Consider the following 13,963-nt stretch of genomic DNA (forward strand, 5'->3'; position numbering starts at 1 on the left):
TACGCTTTTCATAGATATACTTTGTCCGATTGTCCAACTTTTGTGATAAAATAGACCTCTTGGAAAGTTGCTGACGGATTTATCTTTAATCAACTTATTTTTATTTTGGAAAAAACATTTTATTGACTTTTGACACCATTTTCAATAGTAGCTCCCTTACCGCATAGCCTGTAAACTGATCGCCGCTATAGTATAATTTATTCATACTGCCATAAGATATACTTTCCTGTTTTTTACTCATGAAGTGAGTAGAAAAAAACTTCAATATGGCAGTAATATTTTTCATCGTAAAGACTCCTTCCTCATATAACAATCTGACCAACAATGCCATTTGAGCTACAGTAAGCTTTAATTCTAACTTGTCTGGAATTTCGCGTTCATCGCCGTTGGCCGTAAAATGTTCTTGACGGATAACCTCGTTCAACCAAAGGTCCAGCTGAATATGAACCGCAGCAACATTTGGATCAAATGCGGTAGTCGTCATTACCGGCATAGTTTTGAGTAAGAGTAGCTGTTTCATCAACATTGGCCCTTGGTCTTCCGCACGCAACATGAACTTTTTGTTCAATACATCGTCCTGATACCACTGGCAAAAGTCAAGGTGATTAAAGTTTATATAGAATAATGCCTCAATGATGCTGTGTGTAAGATCTGCGCTACCAACGAAAGCAACGGTGCCCTGCAACGTCTCTGTAAAAGTCGTCAAATATTCAGCTGCACGATAACTAAGCAAAGCTTTGCTATCTGTGTTAATGATACCTCCCAGATAATCCATTAAACAAACCTTAAGTCCTGGATCTATTTCGATATTTTCCAAGCCGGCGCTTAACTCTTCCGCTAACTCAGCCATTTTTTTCCTTACGGATGGCGTTATAGCATCCGGTATTTTTCCGTTCTGATCGACATAAGAATGGAAATATTGTAACTGGAAATTTCTTAAATCCAGCAGGCACACCTGTAATAGCAATGGTATTCTCAAAAGTGCATCATCTTCTGTCAAGCCATTATCGTTAGCAGATCCGATCAGCTTATGAATAAAATCTGTCTTTTCCAGGATGACCTGTTGCTGAAAAGCTATATATCGTCGAAGAACATAATCCTTTACCTGACTGAATAGCAGCCCCGTCCAGACTTTCTTTATCCGCTGACATTCCTCCTTTATATGGGTTTCCTGCGCGGTCAAATAGGCAGTCGACAACACTTCAGATTTGTCTATCATGCCGGGAAAACCAGCCGCCATGGTGGCCAGCATTTTTAATTCGTCCTTAAGCATAGTATCAAATTTTAATTCTGGAATTACCTAATTATTAGAACCTTATGTTCGCTTCCCTTTGTGGCTTGCCGAAATGTGTTTGCCCGCTGACGGTAGTTAATACGGTAATTGTTGTATTAGTTGGGTCACCTACAGTCGTTTCCGCGGAATTGCCATCTATCAGATCATTGAAGCGATGTAACTTATTGATCTTTTTATTGATTTTTTTTGCTATTATATTTTTCATATCAGTTGCTTTTTACTCAAATTAGGAGTAATCAATAGGGTACAGCAACTTTGTTACACGCATGACATGATGCAGTAGACACATAACCGGCAATGACAATGGGATTACAATTGAGAATAGGCTTATTCAAAAAATTGGATTACAAACTGCTCCTGAAGCATTTTGCCGGATGGGTTATTTTTATCATTTATGAAGTTAGTTTTGCAAGGTTTAGCATCGGTGCTTTTGCACCTTTGCAAAACTATATCTGTTACTATGGATTAAATGTGTTATTGTTTTATTTCAATGCCCATGTTGTCCTCCCTTTTGCGATTAAGTCCGGCAGGTCTTATTTTGTGATTCCCGTGATGATGATCCTGGAGTTGTTCATTTACCTGGTACTTAAATATGCTATAGATACTGTTTTGGCCTTTTCGATAGATAAGATCCCAAGTCAAACTGTCTATATTAAAACATTATTGCTTCCCAATATTTACCGCGGAATATCATTTTTGGGCTGTAGTTCACTTTATTTGGCTATTCTACGGGTTCTAATGTTTAGAAACCGTGTGCATAATACTGAAACAATCCAGCTTAAAACCCTTAAAGAAAAAGCGGAATTAGAGAGAAACTTAGCGGAGGCAATGAACGCCTATCTCCAGCAACAGATCAGTCCCCATTTATTGTTCAATACCCTGACATTTATCCATAACACTTATTATAAGCAATCCCGTGAGGCTTCTCAATGTGTTTTATTGCTCGTTGATATTATGCGGTTTTCGCTGGATGAAGTTAGTATCAGCGGGAAAACCAATTTAGCAAAAGAAATCGCTCAGATACAAAATTTTATCGAACTCAACCAGCTTCGGTTTGATTATGAACTGTATATAGATTTTCAGGTAGCCGGGGATATGGAAAGCGCGCAAATCATTCCTTTAATACTGTTGACGCTGACTGAAAATATTTTCAAGCACGGATACATGAAAAAGAAGGAAGGTGAAGCAAAATTGCACATTACGATCAACGCGCAAAACGAACTGAGATTTGCAAGTTGGAATTTAAAAAAACATCAGCCGGAGAAAAAACGTTTACGATCTATAGGCATAAAAAACGTTATCAAGCGTTTAGACTATAGCTACCAGCACCATTATAAACTTAATATTAGAGATGAGGAGGACAGTTTTGGCGTTGAACTAATGATGCAGCTATGAATTTAAAATGCTATGTAATCGATGACGAATACCATTCGGTTGAAATGCTTTTGTCTTATATCGATCAAACTGACGGTCTCGAACTACAAGGATTTTCAACTAACCCACTAATCGCACTGAATGAAGTAACCGGCACTAATCCCCCGGACATTACATTTTTAGATGTAGAAATGCCGGAACTTTCCGGGATGGAATTTGCTGAAATGGCAAATCTTTACACGAAGATCATTTTTACGACTTCCTTTCAGGAGTTTGCTTTAGAAGCTTTTGAAAAAGAAGCGTTTGACTTTTTGTTAAAGCCGATCAGTTATCCACGTTTCTGGAGGAGCGTTCAACGTGTCCAGCGAGATGTAAAAAAGGCCGAAGCTAGTCAACAGAAAAAAAGAGACTTCTTTTTCGTTAAAACGGAAACTAAAGGAAAAATGGTCAAGGTCACCATTAATGATATATTATATGTAGAAGGTGCCCAAAACTATATCAAAATCCACCTTACATCAGGATATGTCATGCCGTATTTAACGATAAATGAAATTGAACAGTACCTGCCCATGGACCATTTTACCAGGGTACACCAATCATTTATCATTAATACAGACCGGATCAAGACGGTTGAACAAACGAGGGTTATATTGGAAGACGATATAAGTCTAAATCTGGGCAGGTTTTATAAAGACACATTCCTTGAAAAAATGAATGAACTGCTACTTAAATCACGCAGGAGGTTTTGACTTGTTATTCGTCATTGCCCTGACAGCTAGCTGATATTTAAAAAGGCAATAATATACAATCAATTCCTGATTACGCTGTTTATCGACGAAGATCCGGTTCAGGTGCATATGAACCATATCCGCCAGTAATTGATGCTTCCTTTTGGAACTGAATGCTATTACGCGTTTCAGAATGTTTTGGATTCCATTACTGAATAACTCAGCATAGGGTAACAGACGGAGTTGATGATAATATGTCTCATTCGTGATCAATGATATGATTTCTGTTTTCAGCTCCCTGTATTTTTGATCCAGATCAATCTTTAGCGATTTATCAGTAGCAAACTCTGCGTAAAACAGTTCTACCATTTTTTCAAGAAATGATATTCGCTCGGTTATGTCCGGAAGAAAACGGATCAATAATTCATAAACGGAAACGAACGCTATACTGTGATAACTATAGATAAATGTCCTTTTTCTCACCAATTTAATATACTGAGCAACCAGTTCACTGCTTCCGTAAAAATAATACTCAATCAATTCGATCATGTCATCACCATACCTTTCCATCTCCCTTCGATACGTGTCGGCCTGATATTCCCGGATCAAATGGTAACTAACTGATTTTGACAGCCGCCTTTTAAATTTAGTCAACACAGTACCCGCTGCTGTTTCCTTAATTTTCAGGCGTAATCGTATGTGATAACCCGGGTCCCTGTATCGTATAAAGAACCACGATTGTAGCTCAGACTGATCCAGGTTCTTCAACAGAGGCAATAATTTCTTCGTTAGCACATCGTTAGCTATAGCCGGATTGCAGTATAATTTCAGATAAAGCCATTTGCTTCCGACGATATACTCCTTTTGCTTTTTGAGCCCAGAAATATCTTTTCTGTTCGGCAAACCCGAATAAACCGCTTCACGCTTGCAGAGAAAAGAAATGAATTGATTACATAAAGGTTTACCTTGCTCGGTTTGAACAGTTTGGTCATTCGGCAGGAAAAACTCCTGTAGAACCGCCTGTTCGCCTCCCTTCAGGCAATCCACTAAAAATATGATTTCCGTTTCATTACCAATATTGAAAACAAGTTGCTGATCAAACTTGCTCAACGCTACAATATCAGGGAGTTTAAGTTGCTCAATAATACTACGGAATTTTGCAGTTGAATCATCGCGTGATAAGTGCTGCAATTCTTTCAGATCCTGCGTTGAAAGATACCAGGTAGCCGGACTTAAAATAGTCTGCTTATATACTACTCTTGGGTAGTAGGCCATCCCCGGAAAGTAGTTAGCTAATGAAAAGGCATAACTTCCCTGGATTCCCTGATACTGCAAATCACAGAGCAATCGAAATATAGCCAGGTTATTACGGCTATAATTATAGGCGGAAGTCAGGCGCGGAATGACCACTTTTTGTTGCGTCAGCGATTCTAAAACAAGCTTATCGCCTACTACATAAATCAATAGGTCCGATAGTGGGATTTGATGATCCATGTCTAAAGTTGAAATAACATTTATGGGTATTTCATAAGCGTAAACATGCTCCCGCCTATTGATGTTATCGGCATGGGGTTCAGAAAGTTGGCCGATATCTGCAAAAGTTACTTCTGGATTTGCAAACTGCTCTACAGCCGCGATTTCTTTACTTAAACGGTGTATGTCTTTATTCCAGGCAGTGAATCGCCCGATCAATGCCGTTGCTGTAACGCCGCCTAATGATTCCAGATAAATCCCATCGCCTGTGGTTCTGAAAAGTGCAGCTATACTTGGCGGGGACGGGATTGTATTATCTGTTGATAAGGATTGCAAATCAAGTTCATCTAAAAGGATTGGGCTTCGATCTGCTGCCCTGTCATTCCATTTTTTCATTAGCAGCCGATGCACCGCTGACCAGTCCAAAGGCTGTTGATCTATTTTCCGCCCACCAAATTTGACAAAACGTAAAAGATCAGAATCTATATTGGAGTTAGTACCAGGCCCGTATCCAATTCCGATATCCGGGTCAACAGCTTGAAGTAAGGGTATCTTCTGCTTCTCATACCTTACTTTGAAGTCTTTAATAAATTGAATAAGCATATCCGGTTGCGCAGGTGCTACCAAAGCAGATAGTGCTTTTAACCCATCTACAAGCTGATCTTGAATCATGACTGAAAGCGAGCCTGTGGTGATACCGCGTTCGAGGCCGGCATAAAACATTTGTCCTGGATCTTGATCCCCCGACCCAGGCAGTAACTTATATATTGTATCCGCGTGTTCCTTTAATTGTCCGACATCAGGAAAGCTAATAGATTTCATATTACCATTAATGTCTTTAAGAACGGCATTCAAATTAGATACCTTATTGGGCTGGTCTAATATCCGTTGCAGGTAATCTTTACCTATGATGTTGGTAATTGTATCCGGCATCAGGATGCCTGCACCTATTAAAAATCGAAGGTAATCCCTCGCTATTTCCGTTGTACATCCGGATAGTTTCATCATATGCGTAATAATCTCTTTACCGCTTCTAAAGACTGTCCGGCAAAACGAGAACAGTGCTCTGGTCAGTTCATCATTTTCAATAGACTCCAGGTCAAAATAAACTTTACGTTTATCGTTAGTATAGGTAGTGGAGATAAACCTGAAATCCCTACCCCACTGATACAGCGCCGGGTTACAGATAAACTGGTTTTGTTCGGGGTCCTCATTTACCAGCAATGGAACAAGGCGGTTAACAATTTCCTGGTCTACGTTTAAATGGAGTTCTGTATGCTTGTTATCAAGTACGATCGTTTCGTCTTTTCCCCACGAGGTCAATGAAAAGGATGAAAAACTACCGAATGGTGTAGGCCGGAAACACATCCGGTTAAAATACCTTTGTACACTCATCTTTTCCCGTTCGGTTAACAGGGTGCTGTCAAAATGTTTTTCCGCAAGAATATTGTAAAATCCAGGGCTGCCCAAGAACAACGCCTCCTGAAAATAAGGGTCATTAATGATTTTTTTGAGCTTAACCTGGGTGTAATCGAGGTAACTAAAGAACGGAGTTCTAACAATCAAGTCACCAAAAAAGTGGTAGTTTCTCATGTCCATAAGTATTAAGGGTAGATATCCTTTATACGTTTTGCGACATTAATTTATCGGCTTATGGCATATTATGACACTATTGACACAGACCAACAGTAAAAAGCAATTTTCAATAGTTAATCATTAGCCACTGGGTTATATTTTGAAAGTATTTTAAAGGTACTTTTCGCAATGTCTTCGTCGGTATATTTCCTACCCAACACCTTCTCATCAGATATAATTTCCGCTATAATTTCACCCTTAACGTCCGGATGCATCTTATTCCCGTGTCCTCCCCAAACGAATATGTAACTCATCGAGTAAACGGACAATTTGATTCATTCTCATCTTGGCATAGAAATCGGTAAGGTTAGCTATAGATGAGGCGAAATCCGCATCATCTATTTCGTATAAAAATAAAATCCCCAGTATATTAAGTACCGGGGATTCCAAATATTTTTAAATACCGCCTATTCCGGATCGACAGACGTTAAGCATGCGCATGCTCTCGGGACGTGTATATAAGCTGCTCACCTAATTCTGCTTCCAGTTTAGCCAAGGTTTTAAGGGTCAGGTTATGATTACCCTTCAGCCACTTATTGATCTCGGAAGGCTTCTTGTTCATTTTTACTGCCAGATCCTTTTGAGTGTAGCCTTTCTCTTGCATAATCTCGTTAATGCGAACCACAATATCGGTATATTGCCGTACAAAAATGCGCACCTCCTGTGGGGTTTCATCCTGTATCTGCTGTGCTACCTTACTTCTCATATGCTTAATCGTTATAAATAAATTTCCTTATCTCCCTTAGCAGAGATGATTCTTCTGTTGCTTTCGTCAATTACAATTTCGCCATCACTTAACGCATCCTCAATACGTTTTGCAAACTGGCAGGCTTCTACCCATTTAAGATGTATATCTTTGCTTGCCTGGTTTGTCTGGGCGGATTTAATGCCCCCGTTAAACAAAATTACCAGATCGTTCCGGTTATTAACCCGCAAAGCATACAACCGTAGCGGGAAATTGGGATAGGCAAACAATACTTGTTTTACGGTTACTTTTCCCGTATTTGGCAAACCGGTAACCTCATTTTCAGGGCGGTTAAATAAAGCATCGATTGCACCATGATCATCGCCCAAGCTATCAAGCACAAAACTCAACATTTGCTGGGTCGCTGTTTTTAACTCCGGAATAGTATTGTATTTATTAAAGAACTTATCTGTTTCATTTTCACTGGCATCGTCCCAACGTACAGTGTAAAACGTACATTTCCTTCCCTCGTCGTCCCAGACTTCCAATGTAAAGATATTCACTTATAAGTTAATTTACAAATCCAAGACAAGATATTGCATAATTTACTAAAGCACAATCTTCTTAGCAATAGCAATAGAGTTATCTTAACGAAAGGATTTAAAGCTATTTAGTTTTACCGGTTTAAGTATTTCGTTTTATTCTTAAGAACTGTTTCCATTTCAATTTTTAAGAGTTGTTTTTTTATCACTTTCAATATAAAACTCTCATCTAATTCTAAGACGATCGATATCCTTATAATTTCAGGTATCGAAAATTTTTCGGGATGAAATAATTTCGAGGCATATCGCCCTTGGTTAATTCCGGCTAAAAACGCAATTTTCGTTGAGCTAAGTTTTTCCAAATCGCTCATCTTTTCAATTTTCCCGTTCTCAAATGCAGTTTTTATTATTGCTAAATCTTTGTCTTTTTGATGTGCTTTAAGATTACTCTTATCTTCTCCAATTGCCATGATTTAAACAAAATCGGAAGAAACTATAAACATGTCTTTTATAACTTACACATGTGTAATTATATAATTACACATGTGTAAGTTAATTTTATTATATTTACTCTTGTAAAGGATATAATCATAAAAAAGAAATGAAATAGATATTTTTGCAGCACCCATTCTGAGTAATTGAGGTGCTCACAAAGAGCCTCGCTAACCACACGAACGTAGGAATTCTAATGGAAGCATAGAGGACAAGTGAGCGCCTGGTAATATTCCCTGTAATTTATTACGGGGTACCAGGCCTACTTGCGATTTAGCTTCCCAGTGTTGCCTTCGGGTAATAATTGTACAATATTCTTAAGAAAATTGTACTCTGCCGATCCTACGCGGTCTGTCGTGTGTTAATCAAGAGTGGCCTGGCCCCTTTCGGGGGGACAATGGGTGCGACTTGTCGAGGTTTTATAAAACCAGTGACAATGAGCAATGAAGTTAACATACATGAGAAGGAGAAAGAGAGTTTAAACCTTTTACTTCAGCAGCTTCAAAAAGGAAGCGAGCTTGCTTTTACCAGCATCTACGATCTTTATAGTCATCAACTATACAGAAATATATTGCGACTGGTAAAAGAGGAAGATATTGCACAGGAGTTATTACAAGATCTTTTTCTTAAAATTTGGGAGAACAGACACAATATTAAACTGGACACCTCATTCAAATCTTATCTATATAAAATTGCTGAAAATTTGGTTTACGGGCATTTTCGTAAAATGGCTAAGGATAAGCGATTAATCGAACGCCTGGTCCTATCATCAACCGCCTTCGACACTTTTGCGGAAGAAACCATAATTAATAAAGAAAATCACGAGCTATTGCAACTGGCTATAGAAAGCCTTGCTCCTCAAAGAAAACTTATCTACACTTTGTGTAAATTAGAAGGTAAAAGCTATGAAGAAGTAAGTCATGAATTAGGTATAGCTACTTCAACTATACGTAACCAAATTGTGAAGGCTAATAAGGATGTTAAGCTATACTTTTCAAAACAGGATTTAGCAATGTTAATTTTTACGATACAGATCCTGAACCATTTATGACACTGTTTGCCGAAACGCAGCTTGCCATAAGCAGTTAAACATATTTAAAATTACTTTGAACGTTATAGATAATTAAATAACGGTCGTAAAACATAGAATGGCTGCAAATAATATAAAATCTCTTCTGTAAGGTACTTCGGTCAAATATAAGATTAACGCAACTGTAAGTTATACTGAATGGCCCCGGCACAAAATGGCCATATAACGTTAAAGGCCGATGCATGGCATCGTTTCCTCGTGATAATGTTCAGTTATCCTTTGTTGATTATACAATAGAGGATAAATTTATATGATGATCAGATTAAATATTATTGTTCATCACATCCCTTATTTAGCTCAAACCGACGTGAGCGTTACGAGAGGATCTCGTGAAGGCCGCTTAAAGGTCTAATAGTTTCAAAAATGGAGTTGAGTCTAGCAGTTCGATTTCGACCACGCTTTTCCAATAATTTGCCCCGAATTCGCGCCTATTACTGTTTGCCGCTTCTTTAATTTCCGCAGCAATCTCGGGATAGGAAAGATTACCCAAACGCGAACTTACTGTGTTTATTAATTCCGAAATAACCGGTATGGCCTTTTCACGCATACGCGAAAATAAATTAAGGCTCTCGAAATGTGATTCGATCAGCGCAAACATTGCCTTGGATACCAATTTTGGTTTTTCAAGATAAAACTCTAAATCGATCTCGCTGTACTTATCAAACTTGACATCTACGAAAAGATATTGTTCATCAGGTAAGCGGTCCAAATATAGATTCAGCGCTTTTCTTACCCCGGCTTTTCGCCAGACATGCGATTTGTGTTGATTGCACTTCATGCATATGGGTAACAGATTCAGCGGATGTATAGCAAATTCAGGAAATTCATCCTTGGGAACGAAGTGGTCAAGGGATTCATTGCTGGTCAGCGTACAGTGCTGGCAGGTGAAACGGACCACTTGAGGCTGTTGTCGCTGGATTTCTAAACGTAGGTCTCTAACAATTTTGAATTGATAGCTGTACAGGGATAACAAGTCAGCCTTATGCACTGAGAACGCGGTATCCGGGTTCAACGACTCGAGGAGGTTTAGGTCAAAGTGCTGAGCATAGTTTTTATAAGTAGATTCCAGCTCCGTTGCTACCGCTGCTAATCGTGAACGCAGATCGTCCGAATTTTTTGCCTCCAGCGCCTGCTGATAGAAAAAATAGCCATCGCCGGAATACGGTTTAAGATTCTTCATCGCGCTCCTTGATTAGTCCTTTGATGTAAAGCCTGGTGTTCAGGTTCAGCGGTAGGTTTTTGCTGGCCAGCATTTCCGCTATGCTTTCGTAGTTGCCGTTTTCGTTCACCAGACTGCGGATCAGGCTTAGGTGATGTTTATCAATATTACGATTGCCAAATACGTCCTCGGTAATCACTGTCAAATTCTCACCAAACGATTCGCGCTCCATCTGCCTGATGTAAGCTACGTCCTGATCTCGTTCGAGAACAATTACATTGCGAGCGAGTATCTCTTGTATTACCAACGGCGAGTGAGTGGCGAGTATACAATAGGAATCGAATTGCTCCACCAGATCGAAGATCGTATTCATTAATAGGGTGATGGCATTCGGATGCAAATGGGTTTCCGGCTCATCATAAAGTATCATGGAATTATACCGGATCTGCGCCAAAATTTCAGAAATGATCAATACCAGTATATTTTGACCGGAACTTAATTTTTGGTAGAAAGCAGCAAAGTTTTGTGGCTGGAATAAGGTGCGGGATGCGCTCCCCGTGAATATCTCGGCCAAAAGGTCCCCGGGAACAAAGTTGGCAAGGATCGACCGCCATTCGACCGTCACGCTTTTATAGCTGATCTTTTCCGCCTGGCTCAAGGTGCGCTCCATAATTTCCTCTTCTGACAGAAAACCGCCGCCGGGCTTTTTGATGCCGCAATAGACGTAATTAAATGCCGCGTCGCTCTCCGGGATCTGAAAATGATCAAATATGCTGTATGACACGGTAAATACCTTGCTGTATAATGGCTTGCGCGGGTATAGATTATCGGGATTGGTCTTGGAAAGCTCATTTGCCAGTGTGCTCAACACCTGGGTCTTTCCTGTGCCGTTCTTACCGATTAATGCGAACACCCGGTGCTTGACGAAATCTTCGGTATCAAAATCAAAGGTTATGTCCAGGGGTTCCTTCGCGTACGGTAGCGTATAGCGGTAGGTGAACTTGTACCAATCGCCCGGCTCGTAACCGCCCAGGCGGAACCGAATGGTGCGCGCCAGCTGTTCCGCTTCATTATAACGGATCAACGAAGTCTTATAGACATCGTCCAATTCGAAGGCTTCCTGGATTTTTGGGTATAAGGCCACGTCCCGAAGCGCCAGTAAGATGCTCTGGTACATATCCCGAAAATTGCTGACCATGTTAGCATAGTATTCTTCCTCCTGGCCAAGGGAGCAAAAATCCTCCGGTAGTGCAATGAAAGTATCCGGTAACGCTTCGGCGGTGATGAGGGTATCCCTTTTCATGATCTTTACACCTCCGATTTTCGTCGTATTAAACTTACTTGCGACGAACACGAGTCCAAACGTCGTACGGTGATGGTAATCATCCCACTTGTCATGGCTCAGGTAAAAATGCGGGTAGGTTTTGGTAGCAGTAGATTGCGAATGGAAGAACGGTATTTGGTTAGGCGGAATGTCCTGCGGCCGGTCGCTGACTTGCTGCCGCGTTTGCACACCATATACCGGCAGCCCGTCGCTGTAGCTCATCAGCACCAAAATAACCTGCGTTTGCAAAAGCATCTGGTTGATCAGCGAGACATACCGTACGACCTGGCCGCGGTCGCCGCGAACCCCTGGGCTGACCACTGCCTCCAGGAATTTGATGAATTTTTGCTCATCTTGGCCAAGCAGGTCGAAGCGCGTAGTAAAAACGTAATCGTATTCCCAGTCGTTGTTGTTGACCAGGTGCTGATAGGCGTCCCCCTCGGCGTCATTGTATCGCGAGTCATCAGAAGGCAGTTCCTTTAGTGGCCAGATCAGGTTAAGAAAATCAATAATACCTTCATCCCTGTTGCTGTAAACTCCGAGAAAATCACGCTGGGCGAGAATCGTCTGTAATATTTTGAGTTTGATTTGATCGGAAAGCTGTTCCATTGATGTCAAGGTCGGATGGACGAAGATAAGCTTCCTTTCGCAGTTTACGTAACCGCCTCAAACGATGACCAGTCGATACTAGAACGGCAGGTCGTCGCCTTCAGGCTCGGCAGGCGGAAATGCACCTGCCGGAAGCGGAATATTGTTGACTATATACAGGTTGAGGATATCTTCCCGGTCCATGAAGATGATCTGCCTTCGCTGAACGGCATCCAGCTGTGAACCGAGCCAGAGCCTGGCCGCTTTGGTGATCTCGCCGCCGGCAAGGATAATCACGTGGTCAACCAAAACGTTTTTGCCGATATCAGGGTCGAAAATGGCCAGGCCCAACAACATCAGCGATTGGTTATAGACTTCTGCAACGCTATTGTTTCCGGTTTTAGTAATTCCGGCGGAATCGATCTTCCCTTTTTTCACCTGTATACCAAAGTACAGTAGGTGCTGTGTCGGCAGTACGAACTTCATCCATACGTCCTTGCCAAATTCCAGCTGCTTGTCTTTATGGCCGGTTACGGTTACACGCTGAAAGCCCAAATGACGAAATAAAGGCATCAGGATCAATTCTATCAATTCATCCTCACTTACTTTATCGAGATAATGCGTCAACAGTTCTTTCCTTTTCGTCTCGGCGGACGACAAGGGACGGCCGGGATTAGCCTCTGGAGTTACCGCGATCGCGGATTTGGGTACCAGCGCTACCCTGCTGATCTCTTCACTCTCGAGATGGCGGACCGGTAACTGAAAATGTTCCAGCAATATCTTTTCCCAGTGGTCGAGATCGTTACGGACCTCGATGAATTTGGACACCTCCACCGCCAAAAACACGGTATAAAAATAAATACCTCCGTTCCAGTTGTCGTAGCCGGTCTGGCGGATGGTGATTTCTGACCTGGCGAGCAAACTGAGCAGATCCTGCGCATGATCTGCTTCCGCTATCTTTTTGACGGTTTCGATCAGTGATTTAAACTCCGAATCGCTGTCTATCATTTTTTGTAGTTGATGTTTAAATATAAGGCTGCTCCGGCTGCTTCAATTGTGGACTGTACTTTATGAAATTGCGCGGTATCTAATTTTAATTGGTCATAGGGCATATGTCCAATGATATTCAAGGCCGAATCTGAGACATGCTTCATGCGTTCTATAACCGCCTGCTTCCTGACCAGCGAGTCTTTCAGTTGCTTATTTGTTTCCCTGATCTCATTTGTCCCCATATCGTTCCTGGCGTTGCCGATGCGCTCGCCGACATAGAAGATACCGGATAGCAAGGGTATTGCTAAACCCAGGAGCACCGTCCAGAATAATTCATGCTTAATGGTGTAATGACCTGGGTTTGGCTGTGTGGGTGAACTCCTGCGTGTTGCCATAATGGTAAGGTTAGTCTTATTTAATTTGATCAGATAAAACACGAATTTACGCAATTTCTTAGTTGGTTATCTGTCAATGCTAAAGGGCCCGGAATTAGACACTTGCAGATCAATTATTTGATTGATTAACTTCACCCGACAATAGTGGAGTGGAACAGGCAGTTATTCCGAGGGATGAACGGATTTATCGCCGT

The 13,963-nt window shown here is 41.1% G+C and carries 13 protein-coding genes; 3 read left to right on the forward strand and 10 right to left on the reverse strand.

Going from position 1 to position 13,963, the window contains the following annotated elements:
• Positions 1-100: 100 nt before the first annotated feature.
• The gene (locus E2R66_RS10995; RefSeq protein ID WP_133230710.1) at positions 101-1,273 is read right to left on the reverse strand and encodes a hypothetical protein; all 1,173 of its coding nucleotides are present in this window, start codon (positions 1,271-1,273) and stop codon (positions 101-103) included.
• A 34-nt stretch (positions 1,274-1,307) separates the two neighbouring features.
• Complete coding sequence (locus E2R66_RS11000; RefSeq protein ID WP_133230708.1) at positions 1,308-1,499, reverse strand: hypothetical protein; 192 nt, start codon at positions 1,497-1,499, stop codon at positions 1,308-1,310.
• Positions 1,500-1,597: 98 nt separating this feature from the next.
• Between E2R66_RS11000 and E2R66_RS11005 the strand changes: the two genes are divergently transcribed.
• Together E2R66_RS11005 and E2R66_RS11010 are read left to right on the forward strand one after the other, a co-directional pair.
• A complete protein-coding gene (locus tag E2R66_RS11005; protein WP_158288378.1) occupies positions 1,598-2,689 on the forward strand; it encodes a sensor histidine kinase in 1,092 nt (363 codons plus the stop codon).
• Positions 2,686-3,417: a LytR/AlgR family response regulator transcription factor gene (locus E2R66_RS11010; protein ID WP_133230704.1), complete on the forward strand. Its 732-nt coding sequence runs from the start codon at positions 2,686-2,688 to the stop codon at positions 3,415-3,417. Before E2R66_RS11005 ends, E2R66_RS11010 begins: the two co-directional genes overlap by 4 nt.
• Here the strand turns inward: E2R66_RS11010 and E2R66_RS11015 are convergent.
• The 4 genes from E2R66_RS11015 to E2R66_RS11030 all read right to left on the reverse strand — a co-directional run bounded on the left by E2R66_RS11015 (position 3,400) and on the right by E2R66_RS11030 (position 8,201).
• Positions 3,400-6,462 (reverse strand): lantibiotic dehydratase, encoded by a 3,063-nt coding sequence (locus E2R66_RS11015; RefSeq protein ID WP_158288379.1) that lies wholly within the window; start codon positions 6,460-6,462, stop codon positions 3,400-3,402. The genes E2R66_RS11010 and E2R66_RS11015 overlap by 18 nt on opposite strands.
• A 469-nt stretch (positions 6,463-6,931) precedes the next feature.
• Positions 6,932-7,210 (reverse strand): helix-turn-helix domain-containing protein, encoded by a 279-nt coding sequence (locus E2R66_RS11020; RefSeq protein ID WP_133230700.1) that lies wholly within the window; start codon positions 7,208-7,210, stop codon positions 6,932-6,934.
• Positions 7,211-7,221: 11 nt separating this feature from the next.
• The gene (locus tag E2R66_RS11025) at positions 7,222-7,752 is read right to left on the reverse strand and encodes a hypothetical protein (protein ID WP_133230698.1); all 531 of its coding nucleotides are present in this window, start codon (positions 7,750-7,752) and stop codon (positions 7,222-7,224) included.
• Between the two features lie 113 nt (positions 7,753-7,865).
• Positions 7,866-8,201: a hypothetical protein gene (locus E2R66_RS11030; protein ID WP_133230696.1), complete on the reverse strand. Its 336-nt coding sequence runs from the start codon at positions 8,199-8,201 to the stop codon at positions 7,866-7,868.
• A gap of 458 nt (positions 8,202-8,659) precedes the next feature.
• On the opposite strand from E2R66_RS11030, the gene E2R66_RS11035 reads away from it, so the two are divergent.
• The gene (locus E2R66_RS11035) at positions 8,660-9,274 is read left to right on the forward strand and encodes an RNA polymerase sigma factor (RefSeq protein WP_133230694.1); all 615 of its coding nucleotides are present in this window, start codon (positions 8,660-8,662) and stop codon (positions 9,272-9,274) included.
• Between the two features lie 379 nt (positions 9,275-9,653).
• Here the strand turns inward: E2R66_RS11035 and E2R66_RS11040 are convergent, their stop codons facing one another.
• The 4 genes from E2R66_RS11040 to E2R66_RS11055 form a co-directional block, all read right to left on the reverse strand.
• A complete protein-coding gene (locus tag E2R66_RS11040) occupies positions 9,654-10,493 on the reverse strand; it encodes a hypothetical protein (protein WP_133230692.1) in 840 nt (279 codons plus the stop codon).
• Positions 10,480-12,405, reverse strand: coding sequence for an AbiJ-related protein (locus E2R66_RS11045; RefSeq protein ID WP_133230690.1), 1,926 nt, complete (start codon positions 12,403-12,405; stop codon positions 10,480-10,482). Before E2R66_RS11045 ends, E2R66_RS11040 begins: the two co-directional genes overlap by 14 nt.
• 78 nt (positions 12,406-12,483) lie before the next feature.
• Positions 12,484-13,392 carry a hypothetical protein gene (locus tag E2R66_RS11050; RefSeq protein WP_133230688.1) on the reverse strand — a complete coding sequence of 303 codons (909 nt, stop codon included), beginning with the start codon at positions 13,390-13,392 and terminating at the stop codon, positions 12,484-12,486.
• Positions 13,389-13,769 (reverse strand): hypothetical protein, encoded by a 381-nt coding sequence (locus tag E2R66_RS11055; RefSeq protein WP_133230686.1) that lies wholly within the window; start codon positions 13,767-13,769, stop codon positions 13,389-13,391. The genes E2R66_RS11050 and E2R66_RS11055 overlap by 4 nt, the downstream gene beginning before the upstream one ends.
• Positions 13,770-13,963 lie beyond the last annotated feature (194 nt).

Source organism: Mucilaginibacter psychrotolerans, from assembly GCF_004519315.1.
Classification (GTDB): domain Bacteria; phylum Bacteroidota; class Bacteroidia; order Sphingobacteriales; family Sphingobacteriaceae; genus Mucilaginibacter; species Mucilaginibacter psychrotolerans.